Source organism: Paenibacillus senegalensis JC66 (assembly GCF_000285515.1).
GTDB classification, from domain to species: Bacteria; Bacillota; Bacilli; order Paenibacillales; family NBRC-103111; genus Paenibacillus_L; species Paenibacillus_L senegalensis.
This window is the reverse complement of record NZ_HE610957.1, coordinates 1,665,151-1,682,474: the sequence shown is the minus strand read 5'-3', so window position 1 is coordinate 1,682,474 and position 17,324 is coordinate 1,665,151. Positions and strand designations below refer to the sequence as shown.

The following is a 17,324-nucleotide window of genomic DNA, read 5'->3' as shown; positions in this document are numbered from 1 at the left end:
AAAATGCTGTCTAACGCACTGCCGAAGCTAGTGAAGCTCAGCAATATAGGGCTTCTCTGCTTCATAGAGTTCATCGAACATGGCCTTGATTTCATCCAGGGAACACACAGCCGCCGACAAAGGATCAATCATGAGCGCATGCAGCGCAGCTTCCTTGTCGTTGTTGAGCACCGCAGACACGGCGAGTTCGAAGAATGCCATATTGCTGCGGCAGAGGGCAGCTAAATGCTCAGGAAGCTTCCCGAAGTGAGTCGGATGAATGCCGTTCCCGTCAATCAGACAAGCGACTTCAACTACGCCGCTGTCCGGTAAATTCTCTATCAGTCCGGTATTGGCTACATTCCCGTAAATGACTTTCGGTTCATTGTTAATCATCGCATCCATGATAATTGCGGCATATTCATTGGAGGATTCGAATCCGATTTCTTCCTCTCCGGAAATCCGTCTCGCAATTTTCTCGTCGTTCTCTTGTCTCCACTTGGGCCAGTTGTTGGCGTAGAATCCGGTTCCGCCGTTGTACCCAATTCCACAGTGACGTTCAATCAGATCTTCGCGCTTACGGTAATAGGGAATGTACTCGGAGAAATGGCCGCTTGATTCGGATACGAATGCGCCTAAGTGATTCATGGCATCAAACCGTACCGGATCTTTTCTTAGCAGATCCGGATTTTTCATCTTTTCTTTCAGCAGCGGATACATATCCTGACCGTTATGAGTAAGCTCAACGAACCATGACATGTGGTTGATGCCGCCGGCTCTCCATTTCAGTTCTGCATACGGCAGACCTAAATAGCGTGCCAGCTGTGAAGAGGTATTTTGAATGGAATGGCATAAGCCGACAACCGGTATCTGTGTTGTTTTGATCGTGGATAACGTGACGGCTGACATAGGGTTGGTGTAGTTGAGAATGACGCATCCCGGGCAGTACTTCTCAATATCCCTAATAATGTCCAGCCATGCTGGCAGCGTTCTAAGTGTTTTGAACAATCCTCCAGGACCGAGGGTATCGCCGATACACTGCTTGACACCATACTTCAAAGGAATCTCATACTCGAACTTTACGGTCTGCAGGCCGTGAACTTCAATTTGATTAATGACAAATTGAGATCCCGGGAGTACGTTCTTACGATCCGTAGAAGCAACAACTTTCCATTTCCTCCCTGAGGATGCAGCGATCTTCTCTACCAGCTGTTTGGCCAGATCCAGCCTGCCGGCATCGATATCGATTAAGCCAATAGTCACTTCGTCTCCCAAATTCGGAATGTTTGTCATGTCAACGACGATCTCTTTCGTGAAGATACTGCCTGCACCTATAATTGTCACTTTGATCACACGATTTCCCCCTTATGGTTAATAGGTAAAGAGAAGTGGACGGGATAGCCCAAACACAAGAAAAATTTGCGTAAAATTTTAGCCCAAATTTTCCTAAAAACATCTTATACGTATTGGGGCAAATTTGTCAATGAGAATGTTAACTTTTTGTCAAACAGTTCTGTTCAGAAATTCCGCAAATAACAAAGAACCTGGCCACCAGGCAGGTTCTTTGTTTGTAAAATCGCAGTTCGCGGTGTCCCAAGTCTCATCGAGCGGGTTTTGTTAAGGAGGAAGCGCGAAGTTTCAATTCATAAGGCAGAAGTGCCTTAATGGGGAAGGTCAGTTTCGACTCTAGATAGTCGGCTAATAAGTAGGCCGCCATCTGGCCGATTTCATATTTCGGTACATGAATAGTGGATAGGGGAGGAGAAGTATATTGGGAAACTTCGATATTATCGACTCCAAAAAAAGCAATATCCTCCGGGATTCGCATGCCCATTTCCGCAGCAGCTCGCATGGCTGAGATAGCCATGACATCACTTGCCACAAAAAATGCAGAAGGCAGGTCATTCCGTTTCTCTTGAACAAGCCGGTTCATTAGTTCAAAGCTTGTTTCGATCTGCCAGCCTGCGTTCAGAACCCAATTGTCTTCCAGCTCAATTCCCGCCTCCAGCAGAGCATAACGGTACCCGCGGAAGCGCTTTTCACGGGTAATGTCTCCAGACAGGCCTAGCCCCCCAATAAAGCCTATTTTACGGTGGCCTTGGGCAATTAGATGGCGAACAGCTGCTTGGGAAGCGCCTATACGATCGTAAGAAACCGTAGGGATTGTCGGATCATTCACATCAATTCCCACAATCGTCGGGATATTTTTCTTTAACTGTTCGTAAATATGCGGGTCAATCCCTTCAATAATGATAGCTCCGTCTATTTGGCTCTCCTCAATGATCTGCTGCTTTACGGACGGATCCCGTAACTCGTCAAGAGTATGAATGAAGGCCAGTCCGTAACCGCGCTCAGCCAGTCCGTTTTCGATCCCTTTCAATACAAGCGAAAAATACGGGTAGGAATAATTCTCCTGAGGAAGAGAGATAATGCACCCTGCGCGTTTGCTTACAGAAGTCTTCTTGTCGTGATCTCTGCCAGACCGCCGTGTCCAACGGTTGTTCCGATATCCTAACTCTTGAGCTGTCGCCAGTATTTTTTCTTTAGTCAGGGCGTTCACTATTTTGCTATCGTCATTATTCAGCACCCGTGAAACGGTTGAAATTGATACCCCTACTTTTTCAGCTATATCTTTTAAAGTAGCCAATTTTTACACCACCCTTAAGCTTCTTGGGCCCAAAATGAACTACTTCATCATAGCCAATGAAGGCTGCTTCTGTCAAACATTAAGCTAGCAAGCCGCGGATAAATTAGCCATTGAAAATTGGAGCCAAATCGTTTAATGTGGATATTGCAGGTCCATAATAAGAGTGAGTTTTTTGGAAGGGGGAGGGAACTATGCAGTACTCCAAAAGTACAGATTATGCCCTGCACGCTTTACTCCACTTGGCTCAACCGGAGCGTCGCCACAACGTCGGAATCAAGGAATTAGCGGCGGCCCTTGGCGTATCCGAAAGCTATTTATCCAAAATCATGTCCAAGCTGAGACAGGACGGCATTGTACGTGCTGTGCCGGGGGTGAACGGCGGCTATGAGCTTGCACGACCGGCAGAACAGATTACATTTCTAGATGTTGTTCAAGTGATCGAAGGAAGGCAGCAGCTGTTCGAATGCTCGAATGCGAATTCACAGCAGCATTGGCTGTTGGCGGAGGAAGGAGCTGCAGGGCAGAATCGGGAGCGTCCGGAAAAATGCGAATGCTTGATTCAGAGAGTGATGAACGGCGCGGAACAGCATCTTCATCAATACTTAAGGGAGCATACGATTCAGTCGGTTTGCGATGAGGCTTTCAAGCGCTGTAATCAGGAAGCTAGCAATAAGTAATGGCTTCTTGCGCCATAATTATGGATATTATAGATCTATGGAGGTCGATTAAAATGACTAAACAAATTCTTGATGTCGTAATTATTGGAGGCGGGCCGGCGGGGTTGAATGCCGCGCTCATGCTCGGCAGAGCAAGGAAACAGGTCAAGGTGATTGATGAGGGGCGTCCCCGCAATGCTGTCACCCGCGAGACCCATGGCTTCCTTACCCGGGACGGGATCAGCCCCGGTGAATTTCGGCGAATCGCCAGGGAAGAAATCAGTTCTTATCCTTCTGTGTCTTTCGCATCGGATACAGCTGTATCCATAGCGGGAACAGACGGGCATTTTCATATCTCAACTGCCGGAGGAGCAACTTTCGAATGTAAAAAAGTCCTTTTTGCCATCGGCATGAAGGATCGGCCGCTCAACATTCCGGGTCTGGCTGAGGTTTATGGGACTAGCGCTTTTGTATGCCCGTATTGCGATGGCTGGGAACTGAGAGACGAGCCGCTCGTCGTGATTAACAAGGGAGCTGAGCTCATGCATTTTGCTCCAGTACTTGCCGGATGGACTAATCGTTTTACGATCTGTACCAATGGGCCCGATGAGCTCACGGATGCCCAGCGTGAAGAGCTGCAGCGGCACCAGGTACCCCTCTTCGATTCGCCGATTCGCCAGATCGAATCCAGCGGCGGCATTGTGCAACGGGTTGTTCTCGAGGATGGAACAGCAATTCCGTGCAGGGGGATCTTTTTTAAACCGGACTTGGTTATAGGATCGGACTTGCCGCGGCAAATCGGTTGCAGCATCACAGAAACAGGAATGGTTGCCACCGATGAGTTCGGGAAAACGAGCGTGCCGGGCGTCTATAGCGCCGGGGATGCGGCATCGCGACAGCATCAGGCGATAGCTGCCGCCTCCATGGGAGGATTAGTTGCTGCAGCCATGAACAATGAATTAAACGGGGAGGCTTGGAGGCAAAACGGATGAGCTAGAAGATTTTGCATGACTCGTTATTTCATCCTGTTGATCAATACCGGATTGATTCAATATGGAATTAATTCAAAATGCTGGAATATTAAATTGGCTTTTAACACAAATTACTATATAAATTCGCAGGTAGGCTTCTGAGGAGGACGATCATGGCAAGGACGCTTGAAGCTAACGCACAATATTTAAAGCGCACCCTAAGCCATTATTCCGATGCTGTGTTCAGGGAGTTGGCTGTAGGGCCGTCCGGCTTTAAAACCATGATTATCTATCTTTCAGGTATTGCGGATATCCAAGTTATTAATGAGCAAATCATCAAGACGATCATGCAGGCGGGACTCGGCGGCAACAAGCATGTGTTAACTCCGGGAATATTAAAAGAACAATTTCTGCAGACAACAGCCCTGCCGGTTGAGATCGAAACGGGCGATTTCTTGAGCCAGTGCGTTCTGGAAATGATGTCGGGGAATACCTGCTGGCTTATTGATGGATTAGATGAGGCGCTGATTATCAAAACCGGGAAGTTTCCCAGCCGAAATGTTGAAGAACCGAGCACCGAAACTTTGGCCAGAGGGCCAAGACAAGGCTTTATCGAGGATATCGGAAGCAACCTTGCCATGATTAGGAATTATATCAAGGATGTTAGCTTGCAGATTGATAACTACCATGTCGGTACCAGATCTTTGCGACAATTGGCTGTCGTTTATATCGCTGATATCGCCAACCCGGAGCTGGTTCAGGATATCCAAAAACGGATTCAATCCATCGATATCGATGACGTACCCGATACCGGGGTCGTGGAACAATTAATTGAGGAAACCTCATGGTCCCCGTTTCCGCAGCTTCAAGCGACGGAACGCTGTGATATAGCAGTAAGTGCTTTAATGGGCGGGAGGGTCGTTATTATGCTGGACGGTACGCCGTTCGTGCTGATCGCGCCGATGACATTTTGGATGCTGGCCCAATCCCCGGAGGATTATTATGAAAGATTTCCGCTGGGAACATTTTTCCGTCTTCTTCGTTTGGCGGCTATGTTCCTGGCCACCTTTTTGCCTTCCCTGTACATTAGTCTGGTCTCGTTCCACCCCGGACTCATCCCGCCTGAAATGATTATGTCGATTGTAGCCTCGCGACAAGGTGTCCCTTTTCCGGTCCTGATCGAGGCCCTGATTATGGAGGTGTCCTTGGAAATCCTGCGCGAGGCAAGTCTGCGGCTGCCCAAAGGCATTGGCCAGGTAATTGGCATTGTAGGCGGACTCGTCATCGGACAAGCGGCTATTGAAGCTTCGATCGTCAGTTCCTTCATGGTGATTGTAGTCGGGCTTACGGCGATTTCATCCTTTGCGAGCCCGCAATACAGCGGCAGTATCGGCATACGTTTGCTGCGCTTTCCGATCATGCTTGCGGCCTCTATATATGGGCTCTATGGGGTGATGCTGTCGTTTATTTTTCTCGGCGCCCACATGGTTCGGCTCAAGAGCTTCGGTGTTTCCTATATGGCTCCTTTAGCGCCTATCCGTTTTAGAGACCTGCAGGATGCCTTGGTACGCATTCCATACAAGCAGTTGAAAAGACGCTCCTTAACATTAAAAACCCAAGATGAAACAATGTCCGACAGAAAAAGGAAGTAGAGCCGTATGATATATTCCATCTTTCGTTCCGGGAATATTCCTCTGCTGCGGAAATGCGCTGTCGTCTGGATAGTTTGCGCACTGCTTTCCGGATGCTGGGACAGCAGGGAAATTGAGGAACTAAGCGTTGTTCTTGGCGTTGCGATCGATGTAGATCAAGATATTTTGCAGCTTACTTATCAACATTTAATAGCGCAGCGGAACAATGAAAATGAATTCACTAATATAACAACGGTTAGCGAGGACTCTATCCAATCTGCTTCCAGGGAACAGGCGAAGCAGGTAGCTCATGCTCCCCTGTACAATTTTATCCGTCTTATCTTAATTAGCGATCAGGCTTTAACGAATTGGCGGATCGATCAGCTGCTGGATCCATTTATCCGTTCTTACAAGCCAAGCCGCAATTCTGTTGTGATGGTCATTGAGGGAAGCGCCAAAGACGCGTTGAAGAACGTGGGGAAGCATAAAGACTTGCCTTCGGTAAACCTCAGGGATATATCTAAAAATAGCCATTCCAATGCAAAAATACCGGAAAAAATAACATTGGGAGAAGTGTCCATCCGTGTTTCGCAGGGAGCTGATTTTGTCATTCAGCGGGTGCATGCCAATAGCAGCAATCGAGTGGCAGGCGGGGCCCTGATCAATGGTAAAACGAAGAAATTTGCCGGCTGGCTGAGTGGGGAGGAGGTCAGCGGAATCAACTGGATGTTGGGGAACACGAAGGGGACCGTTATTAAAGCCGAGGCTAAGGGGACGAATCATATGATGACGTTCGAGGTTGACAGTGTAAGGAGTACCCTTACCCCTTATGTAAAGGGAGAAGACATTTCATTCACGCTTCATATTAAGACGTGTCTTAATATGAATGAAAGCAGGGCTGCAGCCGCGGATTTTCTGAAGGAATCGTTCTTGCAAGCGGCCAAGAAAGCGGTTCAAGAGGAAATCAAAGAAACCGTGCATCGTTCTTTAAACAAGCTTCAGAAAAAAGAAAAAGCGGATGTTATCGATTTTCGCACTAAATTAAAAGTGAATCATCCCAAAACCTGGGACCGTGTAAAGGACAACTGGCCCGAAATGTTTAGCAAAATCCCGGTTGAAGTTCTGGTGGACGTTGAGGTGGAACGAACGGGAGCTTATTCCAAAGGAGTTGGACCGTCATAGCCAATTTGCCTTCCATGAGACATGAAAAAATCTCCACCATTCAAACGGTGTTTACGGTAGCCTCAACCGTATACGCTGTTGAAATTGTAAGCTTGCCTAGACGCATAGCGGAAAAGACGCAAACTCCCGACGTTTGGCAGGGCCTGTTCTTGGCCAGCTTGCTTGGGCTGCTTGTCGTCTTAATCAATGTAAGCTTGTGCCGGAGATTTCCCGGGAAAACATTTTATGAGATCACTACACTGATTGCCGGAAAAGTAATCGGTCCTATCATCAATATTTTATTTATAGGATACTGTCTGCTTACCTGCTCGATGGTCGTAAGAATGATGGCGGAATTTATTAAAGTGCTGGCGTTGGAAAGAACCCCGGTGATCGCGATTATATTGCCGTTTCTGCTGCTTGTCGGTTATTTGACGTCAGGCGGGCTGCATGTAATGGTTCGGCTGGTAGAGCTCTTCATTCCTTTAACCCTCGTTGTTTTTTTGCTGCTCGTTATTTTTAACCTTAACAACTTTAATCTCGATAATTTGCGTCCCGTTTTTCATGAAGGATGGGGGCCGGTTTTCCGGTCTATGGAGGTTGTCCCCTTTTCCATACTCGGCTTTGAATCCATGCTCATCCTGACGAATTTCATGGTTAATCCGCAAAAGGCGTGGAAGGCGGGAGCGATCGGCTATTACATCGCCATGGGGCTGTATCTCTTGATGGTAACGATGGTTATCGGCTGCATGTCTGTGGAAGAAGTATCCCGCTTGCAGTGGCCGGTTCTTTCCTTTGCCCAGCAAATCGAAATTCCGGGTGCATTCCTCGAGCGGTTCGAATTGCTGTTTATCGTTTTGTGGACGATCAAAATCTACATGACCACGGCGAACTATTATTTTTACTTCGCTGCCGGAGTCAGTCATCTCACGCAAAAATGGAACCGGTATGTCTATTATCTTCCGTTAATCATTCTGTTTGTCATAGTGGTTTATCCTGATAATTTCGTGGAAATCGACAATCTGAATAAATTTACCGGGTATTTCGGAGTCTTTATAGGCGCGTTAATACCGCTGCTGCTGCTCGTCATATCTTATATTTTCCGCCCGCGCAAGCTTGGGTGACGAGTCATTGCCGGATTAAACACCAAACGTCCCTGCCGGAAAGCAGAGACGTTGGTTTATCTATATAGGAGTGGAGTATATAGATTTTTATTGAAGCATTTGCTGCTGGCATTGCTGAACAAGCTGCTGAATTTGCTGTAATTGGCGAACAGCATTTTGCTCGCGCTGACCTAATTGTTGCTGCTGCGCGCTCATTTGTGCACCGCCGGCTTGATTCTGAGCCTGCTGCTGCAGCTGCTGAGCGTTCATTGCTTCCTGCTGCTCCAGCTGCTGGGCAATTTGTGCAATTTGTTGAAGAGACTGCTGCACTTGTTGTTGTGACATGTAAAATCCTCCTTTCTCGATATCTCTATTGTAGTATGTCTTTATTTTTGTTATCTATACGCTTTTTCCATATTTGGTTATTATTGTTTTTTGGGTCATGTAAGCTGATCTCGTTAAGGAGCTCAACATATTATGTCTTGGATATAACGCTTTTAAGCTTTGACGGCCCCTCCTGTCAAGCCTTTGACGATTTTCTCCTGAGCGAAGAAATAAACCAGCAGAACAGGCAGGCTGGTTACAGTCAGTGCTGCCATCAAGCTGGGGACATTGACGGAGAATTCGCCATAAAACTTTTGCATTCCGAGAGGCAGGGTCATATTTTCCGGGCTTGTAATCAAGACGAGAGCGAATATAAACTCTGTCCAAATATGAATAAAATTATAGATAATAATCGTAGATAATGCGGGAGTGACCATCGGAAGAACAATCTGCCAATAGATTCTCCAATAGCTGCACCCGTCTATTTCCGCCGCCTCTTCAATTTCACGCGGCAGCTCCGAGACGAACTGAGTAAGGATAAAGATAGAAATAGGCAGGCTGAACGCTACATAAGGACCGATCAGACCGGTTAGCGAATCATACAGCCCGGCATTGCGGGTCAGAATGAAGATAGGGATCAGCGTGGAGTGAATCGGCAGCATCATCCCGGATACAAACAGCAGAAAGAGCGGGCGGTTCCAGCGAAAACGCATTCTCCCCAGGGGATAACTGGCCAAGGAAGAGAGAAGTACGATCAGCAGCACGGAAATGACCGCTACTGTCAGGCTGTTAATAAAATAAGAGTGAACGCCTACTTTAAAAGCTTGAATATAATTGGAGAACTGTATCGAAGTCCACAGGCCGAACGGATCCTGGAAAAACTGAGACTGCGTTTTAAATGAGGTCATCACCATATACAGAAAGGGATAACCGGTAAATACAAGCAGTGCCAGGGCATATATATAGAGCGGGGTTCGTTTTAATTTTTCAAGCATGGGAATTTCCTTCCTTTTTCCGCCAGAATTCCAAAAGCTGAATAAGGACTACAACGACAAAAGCGACCAGAAACATAACAAAGGCTACCGTACTGGCGTACCCCATATTAAAATGGACAAAGGCTAATTTATACATATAGGTTCCCATCAGTTCCGTAGAGCTGTTGGGCCCGCCGCCTGTCATCGTATAGAACAAATCAAATGACTTCAAAGATCCGACAATAGCCAGGATGGAGGAGGTGACGATAGTTGGCATGAGCAAAGGCAGTGTAATTCCGTAGAATCGCTGCCAGGCATTGGCCCCATCCATTTGAGCCGCTTCATACAAATCCTCGGAAATTCCGACCAAAGCCGCTTTGAACAACACCATATAAAAAGGCGCGTACTGCCATACAATAACGGCCAGTACCGAACCCATTGCTGTACTTTCCTCGCTTAACCAGGCGATATTCTCCATCCCGAACCATCCGATAAACTGGTTGATCGAGCCATTCAGGGGATCATAAAGAAACAGCCACAGCAAACCAATAGCGACCGTAGACATAAGGAAGGGCATGAAATAAACGGTTTGGAACAATCTCTTGCCTTTAATTGCCGACATTAACAGCAACCCCATTGTCAGTCCTAACGGAATTTGTAACAGCACGGAAGACAACACAACCTTCAGGTTATTCCACAATCCGGTCCAGAAAACGGCGTCGGTCAGCAGCCTGGTATAATTGGCTAGTCCGATATACGTTTTGCTGCTGCCGCCTTTCCAATCATGAAAGCTGTAATACAGCGTAGCCAGAATGGGATAAAGGATATAGATGGAGAAGACAAGAAATGCCGGTGCAATAAACAGAAAGATCACCCATCGCTTTCCTGCTTCACGTCTAGATTTGAGTTCGCGACGTGTTCGATTTCGGTCGTTTTGAGCTTCCAGTTGATGTATATGTATATCTGCCACGTTACCCTACCTTTCTCAAGCAGGCTCTGGCTAAGTCCTGCTGCGAATCCATTTATATAGTAAGAAGGGGGATGAGCTCCCCCTTGGTTTTACATCAGGAAGTATAAGTATTCGATATCCGAAAACCCGCTTTCTGTAACCCGAATGAAAGGACGTTATTCCAGCAGTTCCTTTGCCTTCTCTTCCATTCGGGCTGCCGCTTCCTCGGGAGTGATGGATAAGCCGAAAAGGGCCTGGGTTGTATCCTTATGCAGCTCAGCCAGCTCCGGCGGAAGGGTCTGGTCATACGGCATGTGAATATCTTCCGCATTGGCTACATATTCGCTGATTTTTTCGGAGAATGGATCTTTATAGTCGACCGCTTGAACAGCAGTAATCGTTCCGGTACGATCGGCGAAATCTTGTGCGGTTTGCAGGCTGGACAATTCTTTGGCCAGCTCGATGGCCAAATCCGGATGCTCCGACTTCGCGGACACCGACCAAACCGGATTCGTAGAGCCGCTGAGGTTGGACGGGCTTCCCTTGCCGTCAGGCAGCGCGGGAAACAGGAACGTATCCAGCTTCGCTTCAAATTCCGGCGCTTCTTCCCGAACGTTGTTGATCAGTCCGTTGGACATCAGCATCATGGCAGCTTGTTCGGTATACAGCAGCTGGCGGCCTTGTCCGGCGTCATAAGGAATGCCGTTGAATCCCTTATTGAAGGCGTCTCTCTTGACGAGTTCCTGAATGTATTCCCCGGCTTTCACATAGCCTGCATCGTCAAATGCGCGTCCGCTCCGATGATACGCGCTCTTAAAGAGGTCCGGACCTTCAATCCGGTCGGCAAAGTACATTAGGTAATAAGCTCCCGGCCATTTGGGCTGGTTAGCCAGCGCAATCGGAATCACCTCGTTATCGTTTAGCGTGTCGATAATTCCAAGCAGATCCTCGTAAGTTTCCGGTGCGGTTAGCCCGTATTGACTGAAGAGCTCCTTATTGTAATAAAAGATGGCAACGCCCAGACCCAGCGGAAGGCCGTATACTTTGTCATCAAATGTTGCATTGTTCAAAGCCAGTTCAACATAATGTTCTTTGTCAATATGACTGGAGATATCCAGAACATTATCCTGGTCCACAAACTCCTTGAGCCAGCTTCCGCCCCAGGAATGGAAAACATCGGGCGGGGTGCCTCCTGACATGGCTACGGCGAATTTCTGTTTGTAAGTGTCGTTAGGAGTCTGCAAGGTTTTGACTTCTACGCCGGGGTGCTTTGCTTTGAACCGTTCTACGGCTTCCAAATACACTTTTTCTTTCTCGCCGGTATCGATGTACCAGAATTCTATCGTTCGTTCGGAGTCAGGCTGTGATTCGACGGACGGAGTCGTACCGCTTCCTCCATTGCCTCCATTGCCTCCATCACCGTTTGTCGTTCCGCCTCCGCAAGCGGCTAACAGCATCATGCAGCAGGCCGTTGACATCGGCAGCAATTTTTTCACCACATACGAATTTAAAAATTTTCCGAGGTTGCCGGATGATAAACGCGGCCGCTCATCTTCGAAATGTCCCGATAGAGGTTTTCTCATTTTGGACCCTCCCAATCTTTGATTTACATAGACCCGATCTTACTTTCGATGTAAGGGTCATCTGTTTACGATTTCCATTGTAGAGATAACCATCCTGCTTCGAAAGGGGGGAATCTTCAGGTGCAGGCTGGAGAATTATAAGGAGTTTAAGAAAGGGGAATGATTTCCGTCATTAATGCTATACGTTCCACAAATTGTAAGTTATAATCATTAGCACTATAAGAAGAGGGAGAGCCAGTTTCCCTCATTACGTCCCATGACGATCGTTTACAAGGGGGAAGGAAAATGCCGAATTCAAGAATCCTATTCGACCGGCGGTGGAGTATCCTGCTGCCGCTGCTTTTGGCCGCAGGGCTAGTTCTGCCAGGCTGTACGGGAATTGCATTTCCGACCTCTTCGCAAACGCTGGAGCATGGATGGGATGAAAGTCCGGAGAAGCTGAAGCTGACCTTATGGCATAACTGGACCGGACAAGATTTGAACGCTATTACGATGAGGAAGCAATTGGATAAATTCCGTGAGGAGCATCCGGAGATTGAATTGCTGGTGGAGGGGATTGATCAGGATGCTTACCGCCACCGCTTGAAGACGATGGCTGCCGTTGATGAGCTTCCCGATGTTTTCGTGATGTGGCCGGATTGGATGACTCGCGAATTTGTTCATGGAGGTCTTATCCAGCCGATTGAGGAGGCTTTGGCAAGAGATCCGTTCTGGACCGACCGGTTTATTCCGCAAGCTTCCCAAGCCTTCACGGTAGACGGCAGGCTGTATTCGCTTCCTATGTCTCTGGCTCCCTCATCGATCCTGTTTTACAACGAGCAATTGCTGGATCAGTATAACATCCCGGTACCCGAAACATGGGAAGGCTTGCTGCAGGCTATTGAAGTTCTTAACCGCCATGGTGTGATTCCGATAGCCATGGGAAACAAAACGAACTGGACCGCCCAATCCGGCCTATTCAGCGCACTTGCCGACAGATGGACCGGTTCGGAGTGGCTGCTGCAGGCTGCGGAGCAGTCCGGCTCCCGTTTCACTGACCCTATCTTCCTTGAAGCTTTGGAATTGATGCAGGAGCTAGTGCGCAAGGATGCTTTTCAAGCTAACTTCCAGCAGCTGGACAGCACTCAGATGAGACAGCTTTACATAGATAAGAAGGCAGCTATGTTTATAGACGGAGCTTGGGCCGTAGGCCATTTGTTGAGCGATGCCCCGGACGAGATCCTCGATTCCACCCGGCTCGCGCTTATGCCTTCCATTCCCGGGGGCAAGGGGAGCCCCTCATCCATTCCGGCAATGGTTGGGACAGGCCTTGGCATCAGCAGCAGATTGCATGGAGAGCAATTGGAAGCAGCCTATCAGCTGCTTTACGCCTTGAGCGGGCCGGATGCGCAGCAAGCTATTTTTCAGAGCAATACGCTTGTGAGCTATAAGCTTGATCTGAACAAGGAAGCCCCCAGGTTATTCCGGGAGCTGCACCAATTGACGGAGAATTCGGAGCTGGCTCCCGCCTACGAATCGGTTCTTACGTCTGCTGCTTTGGATGTGCTTAACGAAGGAATCCGGGAGCTGCTAAACGGCGGAGAGGCGGAGGAAATCGCCTATAACATTCAAGCGGCTCAAGTGCTGTCCCTCGGGAAATTCAGATAAGGTCATGGAGGTAGTTAGCGTATGCTGCGGTTCTTCAAGAAATCGCTGCAAGGTAAGGTGAGCATTCTGACTTTGCTGGCCAGTCTTATTCCCTTGTTATTGCTGGGTGTGTTTTCTTACGTCCTTTCTGTCAACATAACTGAGCAAAAATCGAAGCAGATGGGGATGGATACCCTTAGCCGGATCAAAGAAGGCTTGCAGTTCATCATTCATGATGTAGAAAGCATGTCGATCTTTGTAAGCGGTCAGCAGGAAATACAGAAGTACATCAGCGGGTTTGACGCCAATCCTGAGAATCGCCCGGAAATATTGGGGATGATGATGAATCTCATCCATTCGAAGGATTATATCTCTAATATTTCGATTTATTCGAAAAACCGGATCAATCCCCTGCATTCCACTTCCATATACGAATCGGGCCTTGCTCATGTCATGACGGATTGGGATATCGATTCGAAATTATGGACTGGCCTATACCAGCACAGGACGCTATCCGGCCAGGAGAACGTAATCTCTTTTTTGCGGCCGCTGAGAAGTATGGACCATTTCGAACAGCTCGGCTTTGTAGCTATTACGATCAAGGAACAGGCGCTGCAAGCCTATCTGACGGAACCGGGCTTCGGAAACGGAGAGGGGACAATTCTGCTTCTGGATGCCGCCGGCCATATTGTCTCCGGCAATTCACATACAGAGCTTAACCGGAAGTGGGAGGAGCTTTATCCGGGCAGTCCGCCATGGAGAGGGGAACATGGAAGTTTTGCTTATGGAGATGGAAATGAGGGTGCAACGGTCCTCTATCATAATCTGGCCCCGCCAGGATGGACCTTGGTAGGCATCATTCCGACGAGCCAGTATCGGGTGGATCACCGCGGAATTTTATTGTTGACAGGCATTGCTGTAGGATTGGCTACGGTGTTAAGCACTTTATTAATTCTATTTTTCTTGAGGCATGTGACCAAACCGGTAAAAATATTAAGCCGATTGCTCTCCAAGATAGACCCGAATGAGCCGATGCCGTTATATTCGATTAATTCGAGTAATGAAATAGGACAATTGGTGGCCAGCTACAACCGGCTAGGCAGTCATATCAAACAACTCAAGGAGCAGATCATTCATCTGGAATCACGCAAGAAGGAAGCGGATATGCGGGCCTTGCAAGCTCAAATCAACCCTCATTTTCTTTACAACACGCTATCCTCCATCCATTGGATCGCCCTGATGAGTGAAGAAAAAAAGATCGCCGATATGGTGGGGGCTCTGAGCGATTTCTTGCGGTTTAGTCTGAATAAAGGAAAGGATTACTGTACAGTGCTGCAGGAAATCAGCCATATCAAAAACTATGCGCTCATTCAGTCGATCCGTTACCCGGATCAATTCGATATGATCTACGATATCGAACCGGAAGTGCTCCCTCATTCCATGCTGAAGCTCCTGCTTCAGCCTTTGGTGGAGAATGCGATGATTCATGGAATTCAGAAGAAGGAAGGGCGGGGCATGATTCATATTTATATCGGCCAGGAAGGCGGATGGATGAACATAACTGTCCAGGACAACGGACTTGGCATCCCGGAGGACGTCCTCTCCCGAATCCATGACGGGCTTTTGCAGCCGGTAACAGCCAAGGAAGCAACGGCAGCAATAGGCTACGGACTGAATAATGTCAATGAGCGTCTGGTGCTGCATTACGGACCCGAATCACGGCTGCATATTTTTAGTGAACAGGGTAAAGGGACCGAGGTCTCCTTTGCCATCCCTATCCGGCCCTTGCAGAAGCCCGAGTCTGCCGCCAGCTGAACAGCCTTTTCTAATAGACGAGGAGGAGTATGATGAAGATTCTGATCGTAGACGATGAAGTCATAATCCGAACAGGGCTTTCCCGAGTAATCGATTGGCAGAGCCTTGGCCTGGAGCTGCTTGAACCGGCCCTCTCTGCGGAAGAAGCTTTGGATAGTATAGCGAGGGAGAAGCCCGAAATTGTGCTTACCGACATCCGCATGGCTGGGAAGAACGGGCTGTTTCTGGCTAAAGAAACGAAACGTCTGCTGCCGGATACGGAAATCATTATCCTGACAGGATATGACGAGTTCGCCTATGCCCAGGATGCCATCCGCAGCGGAGTAAGTGATTATTTGTTGAAAACGAGCCGGCCGGCGGAGATCATCCAGGCTGTACTGCGCTCTGTTCAACGCATTCGCGATAAGCAATCATCCAAAGACAAAGCGGAATTCAGACGCCAGGAAACCCGCAAACGAATTCTGGAAAAGCTGGTGCTGGAGAGCGATTCGGATTTGGAGGAGTCCTTGATTCAAAGTCATTTTCCGGGATGGTTTCCTCTACAAGGTCGGGCACTGCAGGTTATTGTCCTGCTTGCCGAAGGATGGGGGGCCAATTCCCCTAACGGGCTGTTATCGTTTGCGGTAAGCAACATGCTTCAGGATTTATTGTCCTGCGAGACCCTTATTGTCCATCATCAGCCGGTAGCGATAGTCACCATCGGGAAGGATTGGGATGACGATCGCGTACTGCAGGAGGCCGTATCGCTAACGGGGCGGCAGCTCAAATGTCAGCTGTTTGCAGCAGCGGGCACAGAGGTGAACGAAATCAGGGATATCGCCCAGTCTTATGAAATAGCGAATTATGTAGCCGGGTACAGGGAGCTGCACCCGCAGCTGCAATGGTTAACTTATGAGCACATAAAGGAGAGGAAAGGGGGAAGAACGGGCTGTACCCGCAGCAGTGAAACAGAGCTGTGCGCTTTGCTGCTGGAGAACAACCGAATGGCGTTGAAAACCTGGCTGAATCAGGTTGTCCAGGAACAAATGTTGGATCCCAATACGACATTGGAGTCGCTGGCTTCTTTCTTACATTCAATAGCAATATGCGGATTCCGCTGGTTGGAGCAGGTTACGGAGTCCGATCCGGAAGGAATAGCCCCGCTGCCTTCCTTTCATACCGGTACGCCATCATCCCACCGCGACATGCTCTTTCAATATTTAAACGACCTTATGAAGGTGTATCATCAGCACTATGCAGGAGGTTCCCTGTCCTATGCTAAGCGGGCGGCAGCTTATGTCAGGCAAAATATGGGCAAGCAGGAAATCAGCTTAACCCGGACAGCCCGTTACTTGCATCTGCACCCCAATCATTTCTCTGAGGTATTTAAAAAGGAGACCGGGATCACCTTCGGTGATTTTGTTATCCGCGAACGAATAGAGAGGGCCAAGCAGCTGCTGTTGGAATTACCGATTAAAGTTGCGGATGTTTCCCGGAAGGTTGGTTATGAAGATGTTAAATATTTCAGCCAGCAATTTAAGAAATACACGGGCACAACGCCTACAGAATTCAGGGAAAAAACGGCTGGGAAAGCGCGAGGAAGGTGGTAAAGAACAGCAGTCTCGGGTAATCGTACCTCAAGACATAACTTGTGATAACTTGTACGAAAAAACGTCTGAAACACTGGCTGCAGCTCCTTAAACCAGTTGTTTGAGCCAAGCATTTGTACGATTTGTCATACAAATCTTGGGCAAACGCACTCCAATCCCATGCTTTTGTACGATTTGTCATACAAATTTTGGGTAATTGCCTTCAATCCCCTGTATTTGTACGACGTTTCATACAAATCTCCGGTATTCGCACTTTAACCCCATGCATTTGTACGACATTTCGTACAAAACGCAGGCAACAAGCCCGCGCAGCGGT

Annotated in this window: 14 protein-coding genes; 8 read left to right on the top strand and 6 right to left on the bottom strand. The window is 48.2% G+C overall.

Annotation, left to right across the window (positions count from 1 at the left end; genetic code table 11):
* Positions 1-27 precede the first annotated feature (27 nt).
* Both melA and PSHG_RS07915 read right to left on the bottom strand, forming a co-directional pair.
* A complete protein-coding gene (gene melA, locus PSHG_RS07920) occupies positions 28-1,332 on the bottom strand; it encodes an alpha-galactosidase (RefSeq protein WP_010271623.1) in 1,305 nt (434 codons plus the stop codon).
* A 247-nt stretch (positions 1,333-1,579) separates the two neighbouring features.
* Positions 1,580-2,626, bottom strand: a complete 1,047-nt coding sequence (locus tag PSHG_RS07915; RefSeq protein ID WP_010271622.1) for a LacI family DNA-binding transcriptional regulator — start codon at positions 2,624-2,626, stop codon at positions 1,580-1,582.
* A gap of 191 nt (positions 2,627-2,817) precedes the next feature.
* Here PSHG_RS07915 and PSHG_RS07910 point away from each other — a divergent pair, with 191 nt between their 5' ends.
* The 5 genes from PSHG_RS07910 (at position 2,818) to PSHG_RS07885 (ending at position 8,169) form a co-directional block, all read left to right on the top strand.
* Entirely contained in the window at positions 2,818-3,303 is a 486-nt protein-coding gene (locus tag PSHG_RS07910) for an RrF2 family transcriptional regulator (RefSeq protein ID WP_010271620.1), read from the top strand.
* A gap of 53 nt (positions 3,304-3,356) precedes the next feature.
* The gene (locus PSHG_RS07905) at positions 3,357-4,274 is read left to right on the top strand and encodes an NAD(P)/FAD-dependent oxidoreductase (protein ID WP_010271617.1); all 918 of its coding nucleotides are present in this window, start codon (positions 3,357-3,359) and stop codon (positions 4,272-4,274) included.
* A 152-nt stretch (positions 4,275-4,426) separates the two neighbouring features.
* Positions 4,427-5,905, top strand: a complete 1,479-nt coding sequence (locus PSHG_RS07895) for a spore germination protein (RefSeq protein WP_010271614.1) — start codon at positions 4,427-4,429, stop codon at positions 5,903-5,905.
* 6 nt (positions 5,906-5,911) lie between these two features.
* On the top strand, positions 5,912-7,066 hold the full coding sequence (locus PSHG_RS07890) for a Ger(x)C family spore germination protein (protein WP_010271612.1): 1,155 nt from the start codon (positions 5,912-5,914) through the stop codon (positions 7,064-7,066).
* Positions 7,067-7,080: 14 nt separating this feature from the next.
* Positions 7,081-8,169 carry a GerAB/ArcD/ProY family transporter gene (locus tag PSHG_RS07885; protein ID WP_235782017.1) on the top strand — a complete coding sequence of 363 codons (1,089 nt, stop codon included), beginning with the start codon at positions 7,081-7,083 and terminating at the stop codon, positions 8,167-8,169.
* Positions 8,170-8,256: 87 nt separating this feature from the next.
* Here the strand turns inward: PSHG_RS07885 and PSHG_RS07880 are convergent, their stop codons facing one another.
* From PSHG_RS07880 to PSHG_RS07865, 4 genes are all read right to left on the bottom strand, one after another.
* Positions 8,257-8,493, bottom strand: coding sequence for a hypothetical protein (locus PSHG_RS07880; protein ID WP_010271609.1), 237 nt, complete (start codon positions 8,491-8,493; stop codon positions 8,257-8,259).
* A 152-nt stretch (positions 8,494-8,645) separates the two neighbouring features.
* Complete coding sequence (locus PSHG_RS07875) at positions 8,646-9,467, bottom strand: carbohydrate ABC transporter permease (RefSeq protein WP_010271607.1); 822 nt, start codon at positions 9,465-9,467, stop codon at positions 8,646-8,648.
* Positions 9,460-10,320 (bottom strand): carbohydrate ABC transporter permease, encoded by an 861-nt coding sequence (locus PSHG_RS07870; protein ID WP_010271605.1) that lies wholly within the window; start codon positions 10,318-10,320, stop codon positions 9,460-9,462. The genes PSHG_RS07875 and PSHG_RS07870 overlap by 8 nt, the downstream gene beginning before the upstream one ends.
* Before the next feature lie 251 nt (positions 10,321-10,571).
* A complete protein-coding gene (locus tag PSHG_RS07865) occupies positions 10,572-11,978 on the bottom strand; it encodes an extracellular solute-binding protein (protein WP_010271604.1) in 1,407 nt (468 codons plus the stop codon).
* Between the two features lie 285 nt (positions 11,979-12,263).
* Between PSHG_RS07865 and PSHG_RS07860 the strand changes: the two genes are divergently transcribed.
* The 3 genes from PSHG_RS07860 to PSHG_RS07850 are packed head-to-tail and all read left to right on the top strand — an operon-like array spanning position 12,264 to position 17,008.
* Entirely contained in the window at positions 12,264-13,625 is a 1,362-nt protein-coding gene (locus PSHG_RS07860) for an extracellular solute-binding protein (protein WP_010271601.1), read from the top strand.
* A 21-nt stretch (positions 13,626-13,646) separates the two neighbouring features.
* The gene (locus PSHG_RS07855) at positions 13,647-15,419 is read left to right on the top strand and encodes a sensor histidine kinase (RefSeq protein ID WP_010271598.1); all 1,773 of its coding nucleotides are present in this window, start codon (positions 13,647-13,649) and stop codon (positions 15,417-15,419) included.
* Between the two features lie 29 nt (positions 15,420-15,448).
* On the top strand, positions 15,449-17,008 hold the full coding sequence (locus PSHG_RS07850) for a response regulator transcription factor (RefSeq protein WP_081505076.1): 1,560 nt from the start codon (positions 15,449-15,451) through the stop codon (positions 17,006-17,008).
* The last annotated feature ends 316 nt before the right edge of the window (positions 17,009-17,324 follow it).

What these genes read in the sequence shown, in the direction of transcription:
- PSHG_RS07910 (WP_010271620.1), top strand. Translation starts at nt 2,818, where the DNA reads ATGCAGTACTCCAAAAGTACAGATTATGCCCTGCACGCTTTACTCCAC.
- PSHG_RS07885 (WP_235782017.1), top strand. Translation starts at nt 7,081, where the DNA reads ATGAGACATGAAAAAATCTCCACCATTCAAACGGTGTTTACGGTAGCC.
- PSHG_RS07905 (WP_010271617.1), top strand. Translation starts at nt 3,357, where the DNA reads ATGACTAAACAAATTCTTGATGTCGTAATTATTGGAGGCGGGCCGGCG.
- PSHG_RS07895 (WP_010271614.1), top strand. Translation starts at nt 4,427, where the DNA reads ATGGCAAGGACGCTTGAAGCTAACGCACAATATTTAAAGCGCACCCTA.
- PSHG_RS07855 (WP_010271598.1), top strand. Translation starts at nt 13,647, where the DNA reads ATGCTGCGGTTCTTCAAGAAATCGCTGCAAGGTAAGGTGAGCATTCTG.
- PSHG_RS07850 (WP_081505076.1), top strand. Translation starts at nt 15,449, where the DNA reads ATGATGAAGATTCTGATCGTAGACGATGAAGTCATAATCCGAACAGGG.
- PSHG_RS07890 (WP_010271612.1), top strand. Translation starts at nt 5,912, where the DNA reads ATGATATATTCCATCTTTCGTTCCGGGAATATTCCTCTGCTGCGGAAA.
- PSHG_RS07880 (WP_010271609.1), bottom strand. Translation starts at nt 8,493, where the DNA reads ATGTCACAACAACAAGTGCAGCAGTCTCTTCAACAAATTGCACAAATT.
- PSHG_RS07860 (WP_010271601.1), top strand. Translation starts at nt 12,264, where the DNA reads ATGCCGAATTCAAGAATCCTATTCGACCGGCGGTGGAGTATCCTGCTG.
- PSHG_RS07875 (WP_010271607.1), bottom strand. Translation starts at nt 9,467, where the DNA reads ATGCTTGAAAAATTAAAACGAACCCCGCTCTATATATATGCCCTGGCA.
- PSHG_RS07865 (WP_010271604.1), bottom strand. Translation starts at nt 11,978, where the DNA reads ATGAGAAAACCTCTATCGGGACATTTCGAAGATGAGCGGCCGCGTTTA.